The organism is Aquimarina sp. ERC-38 (genome assembly GCF_026222555.1).
GTDB lineage: Bacteria > Bacteroidota > Bacteroidia > Flavobacteriales > Flavobacteriaceae > Aquimarina.
On record NZ_CP098511.1, the window covers coordinates 3,099,388 to 3,125,218 of the forward strand.

17 protein-coding genes and 1 tRNA gene are annotated in these 25,831 nt (G+C 33.5%); 12 read left to right on the forward strand and 6 right to left on the reverse strand.

Going from position 1 to position 25,831, the window contains the following annotated elements; translation table 11 throughout:
- Complete coding sequence (locus tag NBT05_RS12875) at window positions 1–1,479, forward strand: mechanosensitive ion channel family protein (protein WP_265770264.1); 1,479 nt, start codon at window positions 1–3, stop codon at window positions 1,477–1,479.
- Window positions 1,480–1,549: 70 nt separating this feature from the next.
- On the opposite strand, the gene NBT05_RS12880 is transcribed toward NBT05_RS12875, so the two are convergent.
- Window positions 1,550–2,671: a nuclear transport factor 2 family protein gene (locus tag NBT05_RS12880; protein WP_265770265.1), complete on the reverse strand. Its 1,122-nt coding sequence runs from the start codon at window positions 2,669–2,671 to the stop codon at window positions 1,550–1,552.
- 82 nt (window positions 2,672–2,753) lie between these two features.
- Window positions 2,754–3,650: a helix-turn-helix domain-containing protein gene (locus tag NBT05_RS12885; protein WP_265770266.1), complete on the reverse strand. Its 897-nt coding sequence runs from the start codon at window positions 3,648–3,650 to the stop codon at window positions 2,754–2,756.
- A 472-nt stretch (window positions 3,651–4,122) separates the two neighbouring features.
- On the opposite strand from NBT05_RS12885, the gene NBT05_RS12890 reads away from it, so the two are divergent.
- From NBT05_RS12890 to NBT05_RS12920, 7 genes are all read left to right on the forward strand, one after another.
- Complete coding sequence (locus NBT05_RS12890; RefSeq protein WP_265770268.1) at window positions 4,123–4,386, forward strand: helix-turn-helix domain-containing protein; 264 nt, start codon at window positions 4,123–4,125, stop codon at window positions 4,384–4,386.
- 3 nt (window positions 4,387–4,389) lie between these two features.
- Window positions 4,390–5,652, forward strand: coding sequence for a type II toxin-antitoxin system HipA family toxin (locus NBT05_RS12895; RefSeq protein ID WP_265770269.1), 1,263 nt, complete (start codon window positions 4,390–4,392; stop codon window positions 5,650–5,652).
- A 72-nt stretch (window positions 5,653–5,724) separates the two neighbouring features.
- Window positions 5,725–6,054 (forward strand): nucleotide pyrophosphohydrolase, encoded by a 330-nt coding sequence (locus tag NBT05_RS12900; RefSeq protein WP_265770270.1) that lies wholly within the window; start codon window positions 5,725–5,727, stop codon window positions 6,052–6,054.
- Window positions 6,051–8,243: a DNA/RNA helicase domain-containing protein gene (locus NBT05_RS12905; RefSeq protein WP_265770271.1), complete on the forward strand. Its 2,193-nt coding sequence runs from the start codon at window positions 6,051–6,053 to the stop codon at window positions 8,241–8,243. Before NBT05_RS12900 ends, NBT05_RS12905 begins: the two co-directional genes overlap by 4 nt.
- Window positions 8,244–8,359: 116 nt before the next feature.
- Entirely contained in the window at window positions 8,360–9,127 is a 768-nt protein-coding gene (locus tag NBT05_RS12910; protein ID WP_265770084.1) for an IS5 family transposase, read from the forward strand.
- A gap of 184 nt (window positions 9,128–9,311) precedes the next feature.
- Window positions 9,312–12,026, forward strand: a complete 2,715-nt coding sequence (locus NBT05_RS12915) for an ATP-binding protein (RefSeq protein ID WP_265770272.1) — start codon at window positions 9,312–9,314, stop codon at window positions 12,024–12,026.
- 56 nt (window positions 12,027–12,082) lie between these two features.
- The gene (locus NBT05_RS12920; RefSeq protein ID WP_265770273.1) at window positions 12,083–14,353 is read left to right on the forward strand and encodes a hypothetical protein; all 2,271 of its coding nucleotides are present in this window, start codon (window positions 12,083–12,085) and stop codon (window positions 14,351–14,353) included.
- Window positions 14,354–15,046: 693 nt separating this feature from the next.
- Here NBT05_RS12920 and NBT05_RS12925 read toward each other — a convergent pair.
- Window positions 15,047–15,131, reverse strand: a tRNA-Ser gene (locus NBT05_RS12925).
- A 466-nt stretch (window positions 15,132–15,597) separates the two neighbouring features.
- On the opposite strand from NBT05_RS12925, the gene NBT05_RS12930 reads away from it, so the two are divergent.
- On the forward strand, window positions 15,598–16,632 hold the full coding sequence (locus tag NBT05_RS12930) for a M28 family metallopeptidase (protein WP_265770274.1): 1,035 nt from the start codon (window positions 15,598–15,600) through the stop codon (window positions 16,630–16,632).
- A 456-nt stretch (window positions 16,633–17,088) separates the two neighbouring features.
- On the opposite strand, the gene NBT05_RS12935 is transcribed toward NBT05_RS12930, so the two are convergent.
- Window positions 17,089–18,258, reverse strand: coding sequence for a 2-isopropylmalate synthase (locus NBT05_RS12935; protein WP_265770275.1), 1,170 nt, complete (start codon window positions 18,256–18,258; stop codon window positions 17,089–17,091).
- Between the two features lie 205 nt (window positions 18,259–18,463).
- Here NBT05_RS12935 and NBT05_RS12940 point away from each other — a divergent pair, with 205 nt between their 5' ends.
- Window positions 18,464–20,011, forward strand: a complete 1,548-nt coding sequence (locus tag NBT05_RS12940) for a hypothetical protein (RefSeq protein WP_265770276.1) — start codon at window positions 18,464–18,466, stop codon at window positions 20,009–20,011.
- On the forward strand, window positions 20,012–20,887 hold the full coding sequence (locus tag NBT05_RS12945) for a DMT family transporter (protein WP_265770277.1): 876 nt from the start codon (window positions 20,012–20,014) through the stop codon (window positions 20,885–20,887).
- Here NBT05_RS12945 and NBT05_RS12950 read toward each other — a convergent pair.
- Both NBT05_RS12950 and panB read right to left on the reverse strand, forming a co-directional pair.
- On the reverse strand, window positions 20,884–21,585 hold the full coding sequence (locus tag NBT05_RS12950; RefSeq protein WP_265770278.1) for an RluA family pseudouridine synthase: 702 nt from the start codon (window positions 21,583–21,585) through the stop codon (window positions 20,884–20,886). The genes NBT05_RS12945 and NBT05_RS12950 overlap by 4 nt on opposite strands.
- Window positions 21,586–21,989: 404 nt before the next feature.
- Complete coding sequence (gene panB / locus NBT05_RS12955) at window positions 21,990–22,808, reverse strand: 3-methyl-2-oxobutanoate hydroxymethyltransferase (protein ID WP_265770279.1); 819 nt, start codon at window positions 22,806–22,808, stop codon at window positions 21,990–21,992.
- Between the two features lie 1,007 nt (window positions 22,809–23,815).
- Between panB and dnaK the strand changes: the two genes are divergently transcribed.
- Window positions 23,816–25,744, forward strand: a complete 1,929-nt coding sequence (dnaK, locus tag NBT05_RS12960; RefSeq protein WP_265770280.1) for a molecular chaperone DnaK — start codon at window positions 23,816–23,818, stop codon at window positions 25,742–25,744.
- Window positions 25,745–25,831 lie beyond the last annotated feature (87 nt).

Below are 25,831 nucleotides of genomic sequence, written 5' to 3' on the forward strand. Positions count from 1 at the left end.
GTGGAGACATGGTTTACTAATTTTACGGAGTTAAGTCCTATCTGGCATTGGGGTTTTGGGTTATTAATTGGTTTTCCGTTATTAGTGGTATTACTCAATGAGATAGGTTATTTTGCCACACAACGTGACCCGCACTTAGGTAAACCTATCCAATCGGTTCGGAACTTTATTTTACCCTTAGGAGTTCTGGTTATTTTACTAGTTCGCATTTTTAATTTCGATCGGGATTCACTTGCTATTAATATCCTAGAAACGCTTATTGGGGTATTGGCTATTAATACCGGCCTTACGCTGGTTACACGGTTCTTTTTTAGTAAAGATGGCTTTTCACTTTTTAGTAAAAACGTTCCTCAATTATTCCTGGATATTATACGGGTATTTTTAGTGCTAGTTGGATCTGCCATATTACTTTCTGCGGTGTGGAATGTAGAACTGGGCGGATTGGTCACAGCATTAGGTTTAGGATCTTTTGTGTTAGGTTTAGCTTTGCAGGATACGCTGGGTAATCTGTTTTCCGGTATTGCTTTGGTTTACGAAAAACCTTTTGAAGTAGGTGATTACATTAAAGTAGATGAGCGCTATGGTAAGGTTATAGAAATGAATTGGCGAGCCGTACATATATTAACCCGTGAAAAAGAGTTGATCGTCATACCGCACTTGATGGTTGGTCAGAATGTTATCATGAATTTTAGTAAACCTACTAAAGTTCATATCATCAAACAAATAGTCAATTTCTCCTATCAAGATCCCCCAAATACGGTAAAAGAAGCCTTACTAAATACCTGTTTAAACACTCCCGGTATTCTTGATCATCCGGAACCTGAAGTTAAAACAAATACCTACGGTGATTCGGCAATTCAGTACGAAGTAGAATTTGGGATTAACTCTTTTGAATTTCATGAAGAAATTACCGATGCTTTTATGACCCGGGTCTGGTACGCTGCCCAACGCTATCATCTTACCATACCTTATCCGCAACTTACCCTGCATCGCGCGGAAAATACGATTCCCCCGAAGGAAACCTATGCTAATGAATTAGATAAGAAGTTAAAAGAATTACCTAGTCAATTACCTCTGGAATCTTATAAAAAATCATTAGCTGAAAGCGGAAGAATTCTATATTTTGGGGCGGGTGAAATAATTATTCGTCAGGGTGATGCCACCGGAGTTATTTATATTTTGATACAGGGGGAAATTGAATTATTAATCAAAGGAAATACGGGAAAAGACATTTTAGTAAATACAATTAGCGAGGGAGACTTTTTTGGCGAAGTAGCCTTGCTGTCCGGAAGGAGAAGTTCTATGACTGCCAAAGCTAAAAATGATGTAAAAGCAGTCAAACTTACTCCGGATGAAGTCCGAAATATGGTCAGTAACAACCAAAACCTTGCTTATAAAATGGACGAAGTAATGGATAGCCGAAGAAAAAGTGCTAAAAAACAAGCAAAAAAGGAGGGAAGTGCTTCTGGAAAATTATAAAGAGTTTAAAAAAAGAAACGGTTGTACTATCGTTCCTTTTCTAGTTACACTATTACTCCAAAATTAGATATTATTCCTTTTTATTTTTCTCCAAATAAGAAACTACCTCATGTGCCACCGCTGCGGAAGTCAGGTTGCTTTGACCGGTAATTACCCTGCCGTCTACTACATAATGAATATCATCTCTTTTACCGTAAGTAAAAGTTCCACCATGCTTTTCAATAGTTTCTCCAATTAAAAAAGGAAAAGATGTAAAGTACGGTTTTTCTACATTTTCATAAGCTTCCGGCCATCCGCTAATTTCTTTATTGGCTACCAGATAATTTTCATCTTTTGTCTTTAAATTGACAATACCGGCGGTTCCATGGCATACCGCAGATATAATTCCGTTTTGTTTTTCATAAATTGACATTGCAATAGCCTGGATTTCTTTATTTTCCGGTACATCAAACATCGCAGCTCCTCCACCTACATAATAAACGGCATTATAACTCGAAGGATTTACCTCTGTTGGCTTTTTAGTATACTTTAAGCGGTTCATAAAAGGTTGATTTTCATAATAAGCCTTTTGAATGGTATCATTTTTAGCATAATAAACAGAGGAGATAGCCCCACCTTCCGGACTGACAAAATCTACGTAATATCCGGCTTTTATAAAGGTATCATAAGCCAACACTATTTCAGAAAAACTAGTCCCCGTTTTAATAGTGGTACCTTTATAGAAATCAGCGTTTGAAACTATAAACAAGATTCTTCCGTGATGTTCTTGTTTTTTCTTGGTGGCAGTTTTACTTACTATTTTCCACTGACTTTCAATATTTTTGAGTAAGAACAAATCTGTGAAGATTAAATCCGCTTCGGGAATCACAATTTCAACCTGAGCGGTAGCAATGTCGTTGTCAATAGCAATAGACAAGATGTTTCCAATTCGGCCACTAAAACTACCTTTTTCTTTATCCTTATAAAATGCAACATACTCGTCTGATGATAGACGTTTTTCTCCATCTCTCAAGGTTAAATACAAAGTCGCGTTATTGCTAAAGGCACTTTGAAGTTGTTCAGCATTATTAAAAGAGCTTCCGTTAATATAATTATTTAAAACTTCTGCAACAGCCATATCATCTGTAGACTGCGCTTTTATACCTATGATGGTAAGATTAATAAAAGTAAAAAGTAGGATTTTGAATTTCATTTGTATTGTTTTTATGATTTGCGGTAAATCTCTAAAAACAATAGAAAACGGTGGTTCGAAGTTATAATTGAAAGGTTCAGAATTATAATTTCGGACTAAAACCTCTTGATTTTTCCTTTTTATACTCAGCTGGTGTTTTTCCAGTTAGTTTTTTAAAAGTAGTATAAAAGGTAGATTTTGAGCTGAACCCTGCTTCAATACCTATAGCTTCCAGGGTATATTTTGAGTCATGTACTAGTAGTTGTTTTGCTTCTTCCACTCTCCATTCGTTGATATAAGAGGAGAATGATTTTCCTAAATTATCGTTTAGCAGTTGCGATAATTTATGAGCAGAAATGTTCAATTTGGTTGCAAGGTTTTTTAGTTTGATTTCACTATCCGTATATAATTTTTCTTCTGACATTAGTACTTTTAACTTATCCAATAATAATTCAGCTTCTGGTAAAGTGATTTTTTTAGTAGCATATTTATATTCTTCTTTATTAAAAATATCCTTTCTGTTTTTTTTAAACAATAAAAAGAAAATCAGCAAATAGGATACTACCGAAAAAGAAATAGCCCCAGAAATATACCAGGTTTTTCCACCCACATTATAGGCAATAAAGATGGCTAAAACACTTGCACAAACTACAAGTAACCATACTTCTTGTAGGCTGCAAGAAGTTTTTTTTCTAAAGAATTTTACGATAACCTTTCTAAGGGTATATATGGTTAATGCAATATAAATACCCCATATTAAGTAAATAAATTGTACAAAATGAGGGTTCCAAAAGGCTCTTTCTGTTTGGTAGGGCTTCCAAATACCCACTGTCGTAATAAATACAGCTAATAAACTTATATGTATTTTCCACGATTGTGGAATACGCTTTATATTTTGTAGGGTAGCCAGGGTATAATAATACAGCATAACTCCAATAAGAAAACAAGCAGAAAGACCCATCTGAATGTATAGAAATACGTAATTTTTATTGTATACCATATAAACTGATTTACCTATACGAATACTAAGCATTAGGATTAACAGGCCTAAAAAATAGTTAGGTAATTTGTTCTCTTTGCGAAAGAAAAGCAGGTAAAAACTAAGTAAAAAACCGTTAAAAACTCCGAGAGCGCTAAAGAAAAATACAAGTTGACTTTCTAAGTTCACTTACAATATAGATTTAAGGGGTATTAGATGCTTAGATTAAAAACAAAAACTGATAGTAGTGCTAATATATTCAATTTATCAAATACTCAACTTTTTTTAGAACTGTTATATATACTATATTGGTCAAAAGTTAAAATCAGTATATTGGTAAAAGTTGAAGGTTATTTCATTAAAAGTTGGTTAGACTCAGGATATTCCATCTGATTAGATTAAGTGCAAACTGATGTAAAAATTATTATTTTTTAGTGTTATAATGGTAAATATGACTTATAATGCCTATATTTAACCATTATATTGGTATAATATGTTAGATATAACTACAATAAAAGAGGTTAAAGTCAAAATTGGCAAGGTATGTAAAGCACTTCGTAAATCAAATGAGCTCTCTAGAGATGAACTAGCAGAAATGCTTGATGTCTCTAGTACCACTATTCAAAACATCGAGAATGGTAAAAATGCTACCCTCGATACTATTTTAAAAGTAGCAAATCATTTTGGATTACTACCATCTATAGCCAATCAAATAGATAAAGTCATTGTTGATCAAAATGACGTTTCACTATATTAATAGATGGCTAGGGATAAAATCATAGCTATAATTGCTTTTGGTCAAGAGATTGGCAAATTAGGCTATGATATAGACCAAGGTAAATCTTTTTTTCAATATAATCCTGAATTTTTAGATACTGGAAAATACTCAAAACTGTTTCCGTTTATTTTCAAACGTACCAAATCAGCGCAGGTATTTACGGAATACCAACAAGATACGTTTCAAGGTTTACCGCCAATGATAGCGGATTCGTTGCCTGATACCTTTGGAAATATTATTTTTCAAGAATGGTTAACAGCAAGAGGTATCCAAAAAGTGACACCGTTGGAACAGTTGGCATATGTAGCCGATCGTGGTATGGGAGCCTTAGAATACAAACCCGTAAAAGAGCTACCCAATACTTCATCTATAAATATTAATGAAATCATTAGCATCTTAGAAAAAGTATTGAAACTAAAAGAAGATACGTCTGGGGTAGCCCTTAATGATTTGTCTTTACTAAATGTTTTCAAAATAGGAACGTCTGCGGGTGGTGCCAGACCTAAAATCTTAATCTCAGAACATAAAGAAACTGGTAAAATCATAGCTGGAGATAGCGTAACAAGCGAGGACTACAACCACTATCTAGTCAAGTTACATCTTGATAATAGTGATGGCTATAACAAAGAAAAAGTAGAATACGCCTATTATTTACTAGCGCAAGAAGCAGGTATTGATATGATGCCCTCTAAGTTGATAGAAGATAAGCACTTCGCCACACTTAGATATGATAGACAAAACGGAGAAAAACAGCACGTATTAACCGTAACAGGTTTAACGGGTTGGGACTTCAAAAGTCAACCAGAAAACTCGTCCTACGAGAATGTTTTTAAAGTAGCCTTAGCATTAGAAGTACCACATAAAGACTTACAACAGTTGTTTAAGCGTATGGTGTTCAATCTTATCTTTAGAAATGTAGATGACCATTTAAAGAACCATAGTTTTATCTATAACAAAGAAAAGAATAGTTGGAATTTAGCACCCGCATATGATTTGACCTATGCACTCAACCCACTATTTACATTTAAAACTACCTCTAGGGCTTTGTCTATTAATGGAAAGCGTACCGAGATTACTGCAAAAGACTTGCTAATGATTGCGGAAAAGTTTGTTATTAAGAATCCCAAGGGGATCGTTAAAGAGGTGCAGGCGTTAATTCCAAGATGGATGGAGGTTGCTGGGAAATTAGACATACCTGAGAATATAAACAAAGCAATCCAAAAAGAAATAAACCGAATTGAATAAATTTAATTTTAGTATTATCCAAGTTCAATTGGAAATCGATGTTAGAATCTAATCTAATACAGATAAAGAGATATGAGTGAAATTAAGAATTTAACAGATTTACTAATAAAATTTAGGGATGATAGAGATTGGAAACAATTTCACAATTCTAAGGATTTAGCTTTAGCAATTTCTATTGAGGCATCAGAATTAAATGAGCTCTTTTTATGGAAATCTAATGAAGATGTTGATAAAGAACGGTTAAAAGAAGAATTGGCAGACATTATTTCATTTGTTTTACTGCTTGCAGAAAAACACAACCTTGATCCTTCCCAAATTGTAAAAGATAAAATTAAGCTTAACGCACAAAAATATACCGTTGAAAAATCAAAAGGGTCTGCTAAAAAGTATAATCAATTATGATTGGCAAGGAAGCTTTTAAAATTGAAATACATGATTTCAATATCTCAAGTATAGATGCACTAGATAATTTTTATGCGAACAATCTTTGGCCTGTGGTATACTTACTTCATGATGAAATAGTAAAAGAAGCCTACGTCGGAGAAACTACCGATACGATTATTCGTCTTAAGACTCATTTAAAAAACAGTAGAAAGAATTCACTAAAAACGTTTAGGCTTATAAGTAGTCCTTCTTTTAATAAATCTGCCACACTAGATATTGAATCACTGTTGATTAAATATCTTTTTGGAGATGGACAGTACAAATTGCTCAATGCAAATTTGGGTATAGCAAATCATAATTACTATCAAAAGAAAGAAGTATATCTAAGTATTTTCAAGAACATTTGGAATCGACTAAGAGGAGAAGGTGTTGCCAAACATTCTTTGTCTCATATAGATAATTCGGATTTATTTAAATATTCTCCATACAAAAGCCTAACAAATGAACAAATAGAAGGACTTCAAGTGATACTTGATAGTTTATTAAATGATACAGTTCGTAGAACTTTTATTGAAGGAGCTGCCGGAACGGGGAAGACAATATTGGCGATTTTTCTCTTCAAGTTGTTAAACTCAGATAGCGCAGAATTCAATTACAGAGATTTTGGTAATGATGAAATTATAATTAGACACAAAGTAGAAAAATTAAAAGATAAGCTAGTTTTACCTAAGATTGCGCTAGTAGTACCCATGTCTTCTCTCAGAAATACGTTAAAGAAGGTTTTTAAAAATATACAGGGATTAAAAGCTAACATGGTGATAGGACCTGCTGAACTTGGGAAAAATAAATATGATATTATAATTGTTGATGAATCTCATAGGTTGAGGAGAAGAGTAAATTTAGGTGCTTATTTTGGTGCGTTTGACAAGATTAACGCTAAACTTAATCTTGAAAAATTGAAAGGTAATGAATTAGACTGGGTATTACTACAAAGTTCAAAATCTATCCTTTTTTATGATGATGCTCAATCAATAAAACCATCTGACATTCCGAAAGATGACTTTGATGCTCTCAAGTCTCAAAAAAATACTCAAATAAAATATTTACGTTCTCAATTTAGGGTGAAAGGAGGTAATTCTTACGTAACATTTATTGATAATTTACTTAACTGTAAATTAAAGGAAACAAATGAAATTTATACTGATAAAAATTACGACTTTCTACTCTTTGACAATATCCATTCATTTGTAAAAGAAATCAAAAAAAGAGATAAAGAGGTCGGATTGTCACGAATGATCGCTGGCTATTCCTGGAAATGGATCTCCAATAAGAATGGCAATTTATGGGATATTATAATTGAGGATGTTAAGCTAAAATGGAATTCTACAAATATAGATTGGATTAATTCACCAAATGCTATTAATGAAGTTGGCTGTATTCATACCACTCAAGGATATGATCTAAACTATGCAGGTATAATTTTTGGGAATGAGATATCATATTCTAAAGAAAAAAAGGAAATCTTTATTAAAGAAAAAAACTATTTTGATATAAATGGAAAACAATCTATCAGTGATCCAAAAATTTTACACGCGTATATCCTAAATATTTATAAAACTTTAATGCTTAGAGGTATAAAAGGAACATACCTATATGCTTGTGATGAAAACTTGAGAGAATATCTATCGTCTCATGTTGAACAATACGAATTAACCGAAACAATTATTGAATCTTCAAGATTAAAAATGAGTGGTGATCATTTTGAAAATAGTATTCCTTATTTTGATCTTCAAGTTGCAGCCGGAAGTTTCAGTGAACTACAAAAAGCAAACTTAACTAGATGGATAGAATTACCAAAATATATGAGATTTTCAGAAGATTATTTTTCTTGTACAGTGATTGGCGAATCTATGAACAAAATTATTCCAAATGGGTCTATTTGTTTGTTCAAAAGATATAGAGGTGGATCACGAAATGGTAAAATAGTTTTGGCACAATCATATGAGATTCAAAATGATTGTTTTGGAGCTGGCTATACAGTTAAAGAATATTCGAGTATTAAAAAAAATAACGAACAAACATGGGAACACGAATCGATAACGTTACGTCCCAGATCTTTTAATAATTCTTTTATCCCTCTACAACTTGCACAACATGAAATGGAAAGTTTTAAAATTATTGGAATTTTTGAAAGAATTTTAATTTAATAAAAGTAAGAATGTGTAATGTACTTAAGAGCATGTTTAAACTAAATTTTCGGATAATTTTTTTGTTAAAAAGCTGGATAGTCTAAACTTTGTAGTTGACTAAAACAACAATGTTTATGCAATCTAAATATAACAGATTAACTACCCAGCAATGGGAATATATGGAATTATTTTTACCTAAGAAAACCCGGGGGCATTATAAACTACGGGATATTGTAGACGCTATTTTATGGCAACTCCGTACAGGTACTCAGTGGCGTAACCTCCCGGATAGTTTTCCAAAATGGCAAAGTGTATACTATTACTTTCGCAAATGGCAAAAAGATGGGACACAAGAGAGATTAAATATTGAGCTTAACAAAATGGAGCGGAACCGACAAGGGAAAGAACCAACACCTAGCTTGTTATCCATTGATAGTCAATCCATAAAGTCCGGTCCTTTTACAAGTATGTCAAAAGGGGTTGACGGTAATAAAAAGGTAAATGGCCGTAAACGTCACGTAATTACTGATACGTTAGGTTTAGTTTGGGGGGTTGTTGTAGGGGCTGCCAATGAAGCTGATGGGGTAGTAGCCAACAAAGTTGTGGAACCTTTATTAGGGTACCTGGATAGGATGGAAAAAATAGTAGCTGATCATGCCTACAAAACAATATTTAAGAGGTGGGCTGAAGAAAATGTAATTGGACTTGAGGTAAAGATATCATCAACTCCCCCATCCACAAAAGGTTTTGTTCCCTTGAAGTGGAGATGGGTAACTGAAAGGACTTTCGGTATCTTCAACTTCTTCAGAAGACTCGATAAAGACTATGAAAAAACGAAGGAAAGTCAAGAATCTTGGGTATTATGGCAGAATTGTCAAATCATTCTCAATAGAATAAGGTAATTTATAAGAATCTTATTTAAACATGCTCTAATTCCTAAGAAAGCCAACCCAAAAACTAGAAGATTGCTAAACTGTCTTAAACTTTGGGGAACTATTTATCAAACTTAGGGAAAAAGTAAGAATAAATATAGATGATGTAAGTGAGTTGTAAATTAATATGGTAAAATATAAAAAAGTAAATTAAATGGCAGGAGAAGCAAGTGTATTTCAAACTGGTGGAGGTGGTTTCAATTATGAAAATTATGTACAAGCATCATTTTTATTACAAATGATGATTAATGGAATGGTGCCATCATTCACTGATGGTAGTATTAGTGAAATTGGATTTCAAAATAAAAATAAAGGGTATCAAACTGATGATTTATTCTTAAAGATAGAAGAAGGTAATACTACTAAAAGGATAATTTCTCAAATAAAATATAACATTCCTATTTCATCAAAGAATGAAGTCTTCTTAGAGGTAATTAATGCTTTTTGGAAGGATTTTAATAATGCTAGTCATTTCGATAGACAAAAAGATAAAATGTTTCTCATTAAATCTAGCCTAACTAATAATGATAAAAACCATATTGTTTATTTATGTCAAATTGCTTCTAAACAGAGTAATTCAAAAGATTTTTTTTCTGAAATTAATAGAACTAAAATAAAAAAAGAAGCTCTTGATATATTTGAAGAAAGTCTAAATCTAGCAAAAGGAGAAGCGGTTACTAAAGAAGAATTATTTCAGTTTTTAAAATGCTTTAATCTACTGGCGTATGACTTTACAACTGATGCAAGTACGGATGAAACTTATCTGCTTAACCTTATAAGGTTATCAAAATCAAAAGAAACGACAACTACTGCTAATGAAATTTGGAGTGTTCTTTTAAACGAAGTTGCCACATATAATAGAAATGGTGGGAGTATTACTAAAAAAGATTTAGGCAATTTTCAACCTTACACCTATTTTGATTTATCTATATCCAATGATGCGTATTCATCATTTAAAAAAATCCATCAAGACGGTCAATTACTTTTAAAACCATTTAAAAACACCATTGGAGGTTATCATATTGATAGAACTATAGTTAAAAAATCAATACTAGAATCAGTAAATCAATCAGATATTTCTATAATAACAGGATATCCTGGTGTTGGCAAATCATCAATTATAAAAGACATTTTAGGTGAAGAGTTGTCTGATACATCACCAATAATTTTTAAAGCAGACCAACTTAATAAATCATCCTTAGCTCAAGTATTTAGTGAAGTAGGAATAAACTATAGTTTAATCGATTTATTTAGTTTAATATCAACAACCCCTAACAAAATTATAGTAATCGATAGTGCAGAAAAACTATTAGAAGCTCAACCCGATTCTGCTTTTAAACAATTACTATCAATCATTTCTGAGAATAAAGGGATAAAACTTTTAATGACCTGTAGGTCTTATGCAGTTAATGTTATCAAACAGAAGTTTGGTATCAACTCAAAAAAAATAAATGTTGTAGAGATACCACTTTTGGATGATGATGAAATAGAGTCAGTCAAAAATGAATTTCCTCAATTAACTAATTTCCTTTTAAATGATAAGATAAGTGAAGTTTTAAAAAGCCCTAAATATCTTGATTTTACAATTTCAGCAATAAAAGAAAATGATAATATTTCAGATAATATTAACTATTCAGAGTTTAAGGAGATATTGTGGAATGAAGTTATCGAAAATTCAACTGTAACAAAAAATGGTCTTCCGAGGAAACGAGGTATTACTTTTAGTCACATTGCGGTAGGTAGAGCTATCAATATGAGATTGTTTTTTGAACCAGAAGATGATAAAATAAATTATGAGGCAATAGAACTTTTAGAGAGCGACAATATAATAGTTCGAAATAATAATAAATTTCAGTTTTCCCCATCACACGATATTTTAGAAGATTGGGCATTAGTAAAACACATTGCATCAATTGAAAACAAACTTTCTAACAAAGCGGAATTATTTAATAAACTTGGTAACCAACCAGCTCTAAGAAGAGCTTTTAGGTTATGGGTTGAAGAGTTACTTACTAATGACATAGATAAAGTAGCGAGCTTAATTACTTTGACTATAAATAACGAATCAATCCCAACATATTGGACTGACGAAATACTTACGGCCGTATTTAGGTCAGATGATTGCAGTTCTTTTTTTAAACATTTTTCTTCTAAATTATTGGAGAATGATTGTGAATTTTTAAATAGGTGTATTTTACTTATACGTACAACTTGTCGAGAATATAGTTTTAACAAAGAAAACTCAAATGATATTTTATTTCCTGTAGGCTCTTGTTGGGAAGAAGCTCTTAGTTTTTTATCTTCTAATATTTCTAGTATAATAAGTATCAGAAAATCTATAACAAATTTTTTACTGGATTGGGAATATAAATTTCTTTTTCAATTCAAGGTCTGTTCTAGTAGAGAAATAAAGGCAGCTAATGAAATAGTTTTTCATCACATAAAAGAAATTTATAATGAAAATGACCATTGGAGTTATTCTAGAAATGATTATCAACAAACAAGCTTGCTTTATATGCTCTTTGGCTTTGCGAATTATTGTAAAGATGAATTAGGCATATTTGTTGAAGAGTGTAGCTCAAATACAGACGAGTACGGAAGACTAAATGGTTTCAGTGAATTAGTAATTAAAAAGGCTTTAGGAGGTGTAAGAAATAGTTCATTGATTAAAGAACTACCAGATACATTAATTAAGATTGCGCATAAGCATTGGAAGCGCATACCACCTGAAAGTCTACCAAAGCGAGAAGGTCTCTTGGATTTTCATTTCCAGAGCGAAAAGAACGAGAAGATGCTTGGGGTATTACAAAAACAAGGTTTGATTTTTTTCCTTCTGGTATTTATAAAACTTTTGTGTATAATCTATTAAGGTTCCACCCATTAAAAGCAGTAGTTTTTATATGTGAGTTTACAAATTATATAACATTGTCATATAAAGAATCAGATTTTGGAGCTAAAGACGGAATAAAGGAAATTATTATTAAACTAAATGACGGTAGTGAAAATACTATATATGGTAATGAGTTTTTATGGAACGCATATAGAGGCACTACAGTAACTCATTACCTACTTGAGTCTATTTTAATAAGTCTTGAAAAATACTTAATTGAAATTGCTCAGTTTGAAGTACCTGAAAACAAATTATTAAAATCAATAATCAATCACTTGTTAGCTAGCACAAACTCAAGTGCTATATATAGTGTTTTAACTAGCGCCTTTATTGCCTATGCAAAAGCATTTGGAGATAGTATTTTACCAGTATTAAAAGTTAGGGAATTTTACGAATGGGACACACATAGAGCAACCAGGGAACATTCTGCTTCAGCAATTTACGACCAGGAAATTTCTTATGCTCAAAAAGAGAAAGGTGAATTTAATAGATTGCCGCACAGAATAAAATATCAACGTGGTCTAAGAGAATTTTTGCTTCATTATCAAATAAATGGTGGTTTACTAAATAAAGAATTACAGATAATATTTGATGACTTTTACGAAAAGTGTGATAAAGAAGATATCTTTTGGGAAAAGGCCATTACAGAGATGGATATACGAAAATACAAAGCATCAATTGTAGATAAAGAAAAAGGTGTTTTTCAACTTGAGGTAAACTATCCAGACCCAGTTTATGACGCAGTTCAGACTTTTACCGAAGAGAATAAGAATGATAATCTTTCTATGCATTATTCTCATTTATTGAGACAAGCTAAAAAGAAAAAATCTAAAATTTCATTTGATGAATGGGAAACTATTTTTAATCATTTTTCCTCAGACGAAATTGAGAATACAATGTGGGATTCACCAGTAACTTTATCTGTCCTGGGTTTAGATTTGTTTTCTTCAGAATTAAATAGACCTCAAAAAGAGTATTGTGTTAAAACAATAATTGAAGCATTAAAGCAGGTTATAAAAGAAGCAAATGATAGAGGTTCTTTCAGTATGCAGTATGGCTTTAATATATTAGAAAAACAGTTAACAATAGAATCTATTCATTTACTTTATGAATTTAAAAACGAAATTATAGACGAAAATGAACTTGATGTACTCATTGTTTATTTGCTAACAAGTCATTTGGCTGACCACGAAATAAGGGGGTTTCAAAAGTATTATAGAAATACTTTTAGCAAGAAATTCCCACAGAAAGCTAATGAACTAATTGTTATACTTATCAAGTACGCTAAATTCCATATTGAAAATAGATTGAATCATTATGGCAGTGAGCAAGAAATAAAGCAATACAGAGAAAAACAATTCAGTTTTATAGAAAATTCAATACTTGAAAGTGAATTACCTGAAATTTCTTCTTTGACTTTTGACTCGCACGAGGCTCATTTTCTAAATAACTCATTACTTCTTATAGTTTCTAATACAAATAATGAGTTTTTTCAAAACTATATTTTGAAAATGTGTGAACTAATTCTAGTTGATTTAAAGCTAGAAAATAATTATTCATATTCCCGTTCGAGAAAATCCCGAAAAATAAATCATACAAACCTTGTTGACTTACGTTTTTATTTTAATGAGATTCTTTTATTTAATGAAGTAAGTATAAGCAAAACATTAACAGATAGATTATGCCACCCTATTCTAGAGAATGATTTCAAGCTTAATCATAACCTTAAAGACTTGTACGAATTTATTTCAGGTATATTTAATACAACAGTAACAAGGTTAGACGATATAATCAATGAGGATAATGAAGTCGAAAGATATAGAAATCAATTTTGGGAATTATGGAAGTATCTTTTTGAAAAGGTCAAGACATCTGAAAATTCTTTTTTTGTAAAAGAAATTTTATTGGATGTTAATGAAAATTATTGGTCAATAAAATCAAATAGTTGGAAAGGTTTTGTTCATAATAAAATCCAGTATAAAGAATTTGTAGATTATTTTAAATCAAAATCATTGCCTCATATAATTTCAGTTTTTTCCAGTTTTGGAGAAAAAGTTTTTCTTCCATCTGGTGTAAACCTAATTGTGACAAATTTAAAAGATGATGAAAGTAGTCACAAGAGTTTAGACTCTAAAAATGCAGTTAAGCTAACTCAAGTACTTTTTAATAATCATATACAAGAAATTAAAGAAAATCAAAGTTTGATTGAGGATTTTGTATATATTTTAAATAAAATGATTGATTTAGACTATTGCGAAGCTTATCTAATAAGAGAGTGTGTGATTACCTATAAAAAATCAGCTTAATATCACCAATTACTAAACCTTTATACAACTCAAAAAATCACAAAATATGAGCCGAATAGCATTCCTAATCGGCTCATAACATCAAAATGGTAAAGTAATCATAGCCCGTTCCACCCCATTCCTCTGCATTCCGCCAAAAAAGGGCTTCCTTACGAGAGAAGAGGTTCACTACATTATCTTGAACCCAGTCGCCTCAACAGCAACAGCGTTCGCTTGGCAAAAAGATTACCCCAACCTTTTTCTACATAAAGTTTGAAATGCTGCCCGAGACGAACTGCATGATCGTTCGCTCACCCGTTCGACATAGCCTGTATTGAGCGAAGTCGAAGTGCTCAAAGCAAGCTTTACTTTTATTAGTTCTTACTCGCTCATAATTTTAGTTTTGGTTACCGAAAAGGTAACGGCGATAGCGCTATGGGAAGTAAGTGATTAACTACCGTTGATCCTAGCAAGGAAATCCAATACAAGCAAAACGTTTTGCTTGAGCAAAGCTTGTTTTTTATTTTACTCCAAAACTTTCAAACTTCGTTTAGGGATTAACTAGTGTTGATCCCAAATGGAAATCCTGTGCAAGCATAGAACCCTAACCAAGCTGCGCTTGGTCGGTTTTGTGTTTTCATCCGCTTATGAGAACTGCATTCTCGATGCTCCTGAAAACACAAAACCCGCAACTCTCGTTGCGGGTCCCTTTCGCGGAGAAAGAGGGATTCGAACCCCCGGAGGTGTGACCCTCGCTGGTTTTCAAGACCAGTGCATTCGACCACTCTGCCATTTCTCCAAATGAAATTAAAATTCTAGGTTTTAACCCCAAAATTTTAGATCGAATAGTCCTAATGCTTATCAAGACCTTTTAACAGACCGCCAAATCTTATGAAAATCCTAGATCTTCAGCGGGTCTGTACGCCTGAGTGAACTTTTCTTCGTTCAAGCGGGTGCAAATATAAAATCTTTTAGCATATAATACTACTTAAGAAAAAGTTTTTTAAATAAATTCTACTTCAAGATTTCTTTAGAAAAACAAAATGTACATCATCCCAGTTTTAAATACAAACTATAGTTCTTATTATAAATAAACAATTCAAACCTTTTTAGAATATTCTTATTTTAGAAGGGTTAAAACAAGAACCCTTCGGTTATTTAAGAAAAGTTTGTAAGTTGTCTTTCTGGCAATTTCGGTATCTTGCAAGCTATGCATTCGCCTACTTAGAGTATTTAGTGCATATTCTAATCAAAATTGCTTAGTAATGATTAAGACTTTTATCAGTGTTTCTATATGTTCTCTATTGTTAAGTTGTGGAGGAGGTAAAGAAATCACAGAACAAACAGTAACCCCCGTTCCTAAAAAAGAAATTACAGATTTTGCAGAAACGATTACCGCCGAAGAATTAAAAGAATATCTCTATACTTTTGCCGGAGATGAATTTGAAGGGCGGGATACTGGTGAACCCGGGCAAAAAAAAGCTGCTGAATTTTTAAAAAAACAGTATCAAAAAATGGGCATTCCCAGTCCGCTAGGAGAAGATGACTATTTCCAGGAAATACCAGAAAGTTATTTCAGAGGGAATATTAAAGCTTCAGAAAATGTACTGGCAATTATAAAAGGTTCTGAAAAGCCTGAGGAGATTATTGTACTTTCTGCGCATTATGATCATATAGGAATCGATAAAGAAGGCAATATTTATAATGGCGCTGATGACGACGGTTCTGGTACGGTGGCATTATTAGAGATTGCCCAGGCTTTTCAAAAAGCAAAAGAAGAAGGACAGGGGCCAAAACGTTCGATCCTATTTTTACATGTAACCGGTGAAGAGAAAGGGCTCTACGGATCACAATATTATACGGAGAACCCGGTATTTCGGTTAGAAAATACGGTAGCAAATCTAAACGTAGACATGATCGGTCGAATTGATAAGTTTCATGAAAGCGAAGAGGCGTCTAACTACGTGTATTTAATTGGAAGTAATCGATTAAGTACCGATCTACATAAAATAAGTGAAATAGCAAATTCAAAATACGTGAACCTGGATTTGGACTATAAGTATAACGCAGAAAACGATCCGAACCGTTTCTATTACCGAAGTGATCATTATAATTTCGCCAAAAATGACGTGCCGATTATCTTTTATTTTAACGGGGTTCACGAGGATTACCATAAATATACCGATACACCAGATAAAATCGAATATGAACTAATGGCAAAAAGAAGTAAATTAATCTTTTTTACCGCCTGGGAACTAGCCAATCGCGAAAATCGAATTATTGTAGATGGGGCAGATTAGTGTATAGTGATAACTTATAATTAACCTTTGATGTATTTAGAGAAAAAAGCGTCAATTCCAGTGTTTTTTCGTAATGAAATGAAGAGAAAATAGCTTGTCCTTGACTTGATCGAGGATATCAAGCCCTTCGGTTTAACTCAGAATGACATAGCTTTTTTGACTAAAATCTTTCTCATCTTGAACTAGGTTGAAGGACTCATATAGTTCTGCTGAATTTGTCGAAGTACTAAAACCAACATTTCATAATAATTCAAATACATAACTGGATGATTAATTAAACTATTGTTGATTCAGAGTTGGTATACCTATGATCCTTATAAATTTTTAAGAAACCACTAATACAGTAAGTATAGTCAAATAATACACCGACCCTATATTTTCTAACTCGCAGTAGAAAATTAATCAAGATTTAGAAGCTATTGATTACCAATAATACAATGTCGCCATCGACCTTTCTTAAGCCGTAGCGCCCAGAATATCAAAACTCTTCATGATTTTATGAATGTCCTGATTTTCTATTTCTTTTTTATGATCTGCATATATCAAAAACTCTTTGTACACATCATCAAGCTGTAACTTGGTTAATTCGTAACCAATCTTTTTAGCGCGGTAAGCTAATGCTGCTCTACCACTACGCGCGGTAAGAACAATGGAAGATTCGGTAACTCCAACGTCTTCCGGATCGATAATTTCGTAAGTTTCGCGATTCTTAATAACTCCATCCTGATGAATCCCTGAACTATGGGCAAAAGCATTAGCTCCGACAATAGCTTTATTAGGTTGCACCATCATTCCCATTTTTTCAGATACCATTAGACTGGTATCATATAAAAGTTTAGCATTAATATCCGTATGAATTCCTAAGTACGGATGTTGTTTTAAGATCATCACTACTTCCTCCAGGGCGGTATTACCAGCTCTCTCCCCGATACCATTAATGGTACACTCAATCTGTCGGGCTCCATTGGCAACCCCGGCAATAGAATTAGCAGTAGCTAGTCCAAGATCATTATGACAATGGCAAGAAATAGTCACCTTATCAATACCCTTTACATTTTCCTTTAAAAATCTGATTTTAGCCCCATATTCTTCTGGTAAACAATAGCCTGTCGTATCCGGAATGTTGAGTACCGTAGCTCCAGCCTTAATCATGGCTTCGCAGACTTGTGCAAGATATACATTATCCGTTCTTCCAGCATCTTCAGCAAAAAACTCCACGTCTTCAACGAAAGATTTTGCGTACTTAACCGCTGCAACTCCTCGTTCGATTACCTTTTCAGGCGTAGAATTAAACTTATATTTAATATGGGATTCAGAAGTACCTATACCCGTATGAATCCGAGGGTGTTTGGCATTTTTTAAAGCTTCTGCTGCTACTTTAATATCATTCTCAACGGCTCGGGTAAGTCCGCAAACCGCAGCGTTTTTAACCAATTTTGTAATTTCTAAAACAGAGTTAAAATCACCCGGACTGGAAACAGGAAAACCAGCTTCAATCACATCAACTCCCAGTTGGTCCAGGCGTTCGGCAATTACTAATTTTTGTTCTGTGTTTAATTTACAACCCGGAACCTGTTCTCCGTCACGTAACGTGGTATCAAATATTTGGACTTTCTGATTACTCATGTGTTATGTTCTAAAAAGTGAATAGCTTCGTTTTTCATTAATATCTTTGGTTTTAAACAAAACTTTATAGTACTTGCACCTATGTACGAATTTAGATTTTGAAGATAAAACTTCTATTCATATTATAAATACTCTACAACGCTAAATCAGTTTCGGAATATTATATTAATTTGAAAATCAATATCTTAAAATACAATCCCTTACAATGACTAATGATCGAAAAGATCCGCTATTTATTTTGATCAAATCTTTATCCAAATCTGAAAAGAGACAATTTAAAGTGTATGCCGGTAGACTTGGAGTAAATACCGATTCTAAATTTATAGCGTTATTTAATCACTTAGATAAAAGCGATTCGCTAAATGACACTGAAATTATTACCAAAGGTATTGTAACAAAGTTACAACTTTCTAACCTTAAAGCCCATCTTTACAAACAAATTTTAGTTAGTCTGCGTCTTAGCCCTATACATCAGAATGTTCGGTCACAATTACGAGAACAAATTGATTTTGCCACCATCCTTTATCATAAAGGATTATATAAGCAAAGTCTTAAAATTTTAGACAAAGCAAAATCACTGGCCATAGATAATGAAGAAAATAATATGGCTTATGAAATCGTAGAGTTTGAAAAGATTATAGAAACTCAATACATCACTAGAAGTATCAATACCAGGGCAGACGAACTGACCATCCAAGCCAAAAATTTAAGTGTTAAAAACGTACTAACCAGCAAGCTATCTAATCTCTCGCTACAATTATACGGTTTTATGTTGAAGTATGGCTATGTCCGTAATGATCATGAATATAACGAGATTACTAACTATTTTGAAGATAAGTTACCTAAATACGAATGGTCGGACTTAGGCTTTAGAGAGAAGTTGTGGTTATTTAAGGCACATCTATGGTATAATTTTATGGTTCAGGATTTTTTATCCTGTTACCGGTATTCAAAAAAATGGACGGAGTTGTTTTACGAACATCCTAAGATGATTGAATTAAATCCGGTTTTTTTCTTGCGAGGAAACCACTATTTGATGGAATCCCTTTATTTATTAAAGGATAAAACCAAATTAAAACTACATCTTAAACAATTTGAAGCAACGGTTACATCAAAAGATTTTCCGAAAGATGATAATCTGGAAGTACTAGCTTTTCAATATACTTGCAACAATAAATTAAATATACACTTTCTGGAAGGTAGTTTTGAAGAAGGAAGTCAATTGATACAACCCATTCTGGAAGGAATCAATCAATTTAAAAACCGTATTGATGACCATCACATCATGGTATTTTATTATAAGATTGCCTGTTTGTACTTTGGTATGGAAAAATACAAAGAATGTATTGCCTACCTGAATAAAATTATTCAAAATAAAACTTTAAAGATGCGGGAAGACTTAATGTGTTTCTCTCGGGTGTTGAGCCTGGTAGCACATTATGAAGCGGGTATGGATTACCACCTGGAAACGCAATTAAAAGAGACGTACAGGTTTTTAATAAAGATGAATGACTTACATGCCGTACAGAAAGAGATGATTAAATTCCTAAAAAGTTTGGGCGAAATCTATCCAAGTGAAATTAAAAATGAGTTTCGTAAACTGTTGATTACCTTAAAAAAGTTTGAAGATCACCCTTATGAAAAGCGAGCTTTTATCTATCTGGATATTATCTCTTGGTTAGAAAGTAATATAGAAAATAAGTCTGTTGCAGAAATTGTAAGGGAAAAGTCCAAAAAACTAGTTCGGGAGTAGATGCAGAACTCTTTTAAAAGTACACACCTTGCCAATGTTGCCATGCTAAATCTGGCCATGCTTCTGATAAGTACTTCCGGCACTTTGGGCAGATATATTGATGCGCCTGTTTTTATGACTATTTTCCTTAGGGCTGTTTTAGGTACGCTTTTTATTTTTTTGTTTTGTAAAATAGTAAAGAAAAATTTTAAAGTAGCTTCTAGCGACCTTCCTATAGTTGGGTTAAGTGGGTTTTTAATGGGGGCTCATTGGATCACTTATTTTTATGCTTTGCAGTTATCAAATGTAGCGATTGGAATGCTTTCCATATTTACCTACCCGGTAATTACCTCTTTTTTAGAACCTATATTTTTAAAATCAAAATTTCAAAAAATGCATTTGCTTTTAGCCTTTATGGTTATGGGCGGAATCTATTTTTTAGTTCCTTCTTTTAGTTTTGAAAACCAATATTTTAGAGCTATTTCTTTAGGGGTTTTATCTGCCTTTTGTTATGCGTTGCGAAATGTTATTTCCAAGCAAAAAATAGGTACCTACGACAGTTCCATACTAATGTTTTACCAGTTAGTAACCGTCAGTATTTTTTTATTACCCGTGGTTTTTGTGCTACCCCTACATACGATTTCCGGTCAATTACCGGCTATTGTCACGCTTGCCCTGGTAACCACGGCTATTGGGCATACTTTATTTTTACAAAGCTTTACAAAATTTAGTATTACTACCGCCAGTATTATTAGTAGTACCCAACCTATTTACGGAATTATTATTGGTGCTATTTTCTTAAACGAAATCCCTCAATGGTCTACTATTATAGGCGGAATATTGATCTTAGGAGCTGTAATTATTGAAAGTATTCGATCTTATCCAACTAAAACCTAGCTAGTAATATTTTGCCAAATAGATAAAGTAGGAGGGGAGGCAACGATTTGTATATGTTCTTTCTTTACCGGGTGTATAAATTCTATGGAACGTGCATGTAAACAGATGCTTCCGTCAGGATTACTGCGTTTAGCACCGTATTTTAGGTCACCTTTAATGCAATAGCCAATTTTTGATAACTGCGACCTAATTTGATGATGTCTTCCGGTTTCCAGATCAATAGTAAGTAATGTATACTTTTGTAATAGTTGTACAATAGAAAAGTGTAAAATGGCGAGTTTGCTATCGGAAACACTATGGTCATGTGCATAAGACTTATTTCGTGTAGGATTCCGTACCAAATAATGGGTTAAGGTTTTCTGTTTTGTAGTAACCAACCCCTCAACGATAGCCCAATACGTTTTCTTTATTTGCTTTTCCTTAAAAAGTTTATTCAAACGGGTAGTGGCTTTACTTGTCCGGGCAAAAACTACAATACCACTAGTGGGACGATCTAATCGATGTACTACGCCCAAATATACTTTCCCAGGTTTATTGTATTTTACAGAAATATATGCTTTCACAAGTTCGCTAAGCGGAACATCCCCGGTTTTATCACCCTGAACAATATCGCCCGGCCTTTTATTAATAGCTATAATATGGTTATCCTCATAAAGTACCTGAAGGTTTTGAGAAGTTGAAATAATTTTAGGATTCAAAAGAAAGTGTAATTAGGATATATTAATTGTATTAGTAATTCTTGAGCTAAAGACTTATTAGTGTCTGGTTAGAATGAATAAAAGTTGATTAAACATTGTAAAATAAGGTCATCTTAAACGTTAAAGTCTTTGGAAGCTACTTTTTTACTTTAATAAAAGCAAATCGTTTTTTAAGTAATGTGTTCAAATATAGTTGGCGATTTTCAATATTACAACAATTAGTCTTGATTCTAGAATCTAGAAGCGATAGCGACCTGCCCGTCCGCAGGCGGGTCTTGAATCTAACCGGACACTAATAGTTAAGATTTAAAAAATTCATAGCACTCATCTTTTTTTATTAATTTACCATCAACCATCAACCATCAACCATCAACCATTAACCATCAACCATTAACCATTAACCATCAATACTGTTCCTCTTTATTCGGGAAATCTTTAGATTTCACATCACTCACATAATTTTTAAAAGCATCGGTCATCATGGTATACATATCCAGGTATCTTCGTAAAAAACGCGGATGAAATTCATGGGTCATACCAAGCATATCATGTGTAACCAACACCTGACCGTCTACTTGTCCGCCAGCTCCTATTCCTATAATCGGAATGGTTAAGCTTTCTGCTACTTCTTGTGCCAATTGCGCAGGAACTTTTTCTAAAACAATAGCAAAACATCCTATTTTCTCTAAAAACAAAGCGTCCTCCTTTAATTTTTTGGCTTCCTCTTCTTCTTTTGCCCGTACCGTATAAGTTCCAAATTTATAAATGGATTGTGGAGTTAATCCTAAATGTCCCATAACTGGAATCCCAGCATGTAATATTCGTTTAATTGACTCTTTAATTTCTCTACCACCTTCCAATTTTACCGCATGTCCGCCGGATTCCTTCATAATCCGTATAGCAGAACGTAGGGCTTCTTTGGGATCACTTTGATAACTCCCGAAAGGTAAATCTACTACCACTAACGCACGATTCACTGCTCTAATCACCGAAGATGCATGATAAATCATTTGATCCAATGTAATAGGTAAAGTAGTTTCATGTCCAGCCATCACATTGGAAGCAGAATCGCCGACCAGAATAACATCCACTTTGGCATGATCCACTATTTTAGCCATGGTATAATCGTAAGCAGTTAACATGGAAATTTTCTCACCGTTTGATTTCATTTCGGTCAGTGATTTTACCGTTACCCGCTTGTAGTCTTTTTTTGCTGTAGACATGAAAATAATTTAGAAAGGCTAAATGTACATATTTTTTCTGTTTGGATTTAGGAGTTTACAGGTGAAAGAAGTTAATTTTAGTAGTAGTTTCTTATTGATTAGCATAAAGTGGATGAAGTACAAAATTTTTAGGTTGCTGGTTACCAGTTACTGGGTTATTAGGTTACTAGGTTATTAAATTATCGAGTTGTCAAGATTACTTTCAGATTATGAGAGATTACCAGGCGCTATCCAAAAGGCACTAGTATGGTATTTGTTGTTCCCCCTACATAATACTTTGGACTTAATACTTGTTACATTAAAAGGACACCACTCTAAACTCCGAACTCTGAACTCATAACTCTTAACTTTAAACTAATTCTCCATTCCTAATTCAAAAAGTCTCAGCCCTCGTCTTTAGTTGACTAGGCACTAGCCAAAAGGCACTAGTTGTGATATTTATTATTCCCCACTTAATACTTTGGACTTAATACTTGTTACAATAAAATTTAAGCAACTCTGCACTCATCACTTCGTATAAATTCATAATTCTGCATTCCTAATTTAAAAAGTCTCAGCCCTTGTTTTTAGTTGACTAGGCACTAGGCAAAAGGCACTAGTTCTGATATTTGTTGTTCCCCCTACATAATACTTTGGACTTAATACTTAGTAAATTAAAAAGAACACTACTCTAAACTCCGAACTCTGAACTCATAACTCTTAACTTTAAACTAATTCTGCATTCCTAATTCAAAAAGTCTCAGCCCCCGGTTTTAGTTGACTAGGCACTAGCCAAAAGGCACTAGTTCTAATATTTATTGTTCCCCCCTACATAATACTTTGGACTTAATACTTAGTAAATTAAAAAGAACACCACTCTAAACTCCTAACTCTAAACTAATTCATAATTCCACATTCCAAATTCTAAATTATAAAAAATGACAACCTGTCATAGTTGAGGTCATGGCATAATCCTTGACTTTTTGGAGTTGTAGTAATCAAAATAACAACACTTAAAATAATAAAAGATGAGTAAGATAATAGGAATAGACTTGGGAACTACCAACTCTTGCGTTTCCGTAATGGAAGGTAATGAGCCTGTGGTAATTCCTAATGCTGAAGGTAAAAGAACAACTCCTTCGGTGATAGCTTTTGTAGAAGGAGGTGAAATTAAAGTAGGAGATCCTGCAAAAAGACAAGCAGTTACAAATCCTACAAAAACCATTTCTTCGATAAAGCGATTTATGGGGAATAAATTCTCTGAGTCTTCAAAAGAAGCAGAGAGAGCAGCATATAATGTAGTAAAAGGAGACAATGATACGCCTCGAGTAGATATTGACGGACGTTTATATACACCTCAAGAACTTTCTGCAATGATTCTTCAGAAAATGAAGAAAACAGCTGAAGATTATTTGGGACAAGATGTAAGTCAGGCGGTGATTACGGTACCAGCTTACTTTAATGATAGTCAGCGACAAGCTACTAAAGAAGCGGGTGAAATTGCAGGTTTAAAAGTAGAACGAATTATTAACGAACCTACCGCAGCAGCATTAGCGTACGGTTTGGACAAAAAAGGTACGGATCAGAAGATCGTTGTATTTGACTTTGGTGGAGGTACTCATGATGTATCCATCTTAGAATTAGGAGATGGAGTATTTGAAGTATTGGCTACAGATGGAGATACACACTTAGGTGGAGATGATGTAGACCAAAAAATTATCGATTGGTTAGCAGAAGAATTTAATAAGGATGAAAATATGGATCTAAGAAAAGATCCGATGGCGTTACAACGTTTAAAAGAAGCGGCTGAAAAAGCTAAAATTGAATTATCATCTTCTGCACAAACCGAAATTAATTTACCGTATGTAACGGCTACGGCTAGCGGACCAAAACACTTGGTACGAACGTTAACCAGAGCTAAATTTGATCAATTAATTGACGACTTGGTAAAAAGAACGATTGAACCTTGTAGAACGGCTTTAAAATCAGCTGGATTATCTACTGGTGATATTGACGAAATCATCTTAGTTGGAGGATCTACCAGGATTCCGGCAGTACAGGAAGCAGTACAACAGTTCTTTGGGAAAGCACCAAGTAAAGGAGTAAACCCTGATGAAGTAGTAGCCGTAGGAGCAGCAATCCAAGGAGGTGTATTAACTGGTGATGTAAAAGATGTATTGTTACTAGACGTAACTCCATTATCATTAGGTATTGAAACCATGGGGAATGTGATGACCAAGCTTATTGAAGCAAATACGACGATTCCAACTAAAAAATCGCAGGTATTCTCAACAGCAGCAGACAATCAACCATCCGTAGAGATTCATGTATTACAGGGAGAACGTCCGATGGCAGCAGATAATAAGACCATAGGTAGGTTTCATTTAGATGGAATTCCACCTGCACAAAGAGGTACGCCACAGATCGAAGTTACGTTTGACATTGATGCTAACGGTATTATCAAAGTTTCTGCTACAGATAAGGCAACTAATAAGTCTCAGGACATTCGAATTGAAGCTTCTTCCGGGTTGACTGAAGAAGAAATCAATAAGATGAAACAAGAAGCCGAAGCTAATGCCGAAGCAGATAAGAAAGCTAAAGAAACTGCGGATAAGTTGAATGAAGCAGATAGTATGATTTTCCAAACTGATAAGCAATTAGCTGAATTTGGAGATAAAATATCTGAAGATAAGAAAAAACCAGTGGAAGAAGCTTTAGCAGAACTTAAAAAGGCTTATGAAACCAAAGATATGAATGTGATTACACCAGCTTTAGACAAGATGAATGAAGCCTGGAAAGTAGCAAGCGAAGAAATGTACAAAGCACAAGCCGAAGCTGCACAGGCAGGAGGAGCACCAGGTGCGGATGCAGGAGCACAAGGTGGAGCTACTAGTGGTGAGAGTACAAATGCTGAAGGAAGTGACGTAGAAGATGTAGACTTCGAAGAAGTGAAATAATTAGAAAATAATTTTAGTAAAATAAAATTTAAATGTAAAAAGTGGTAGAATCATCATCTGCCACTTTTTTTAATATCCATTTTTCAA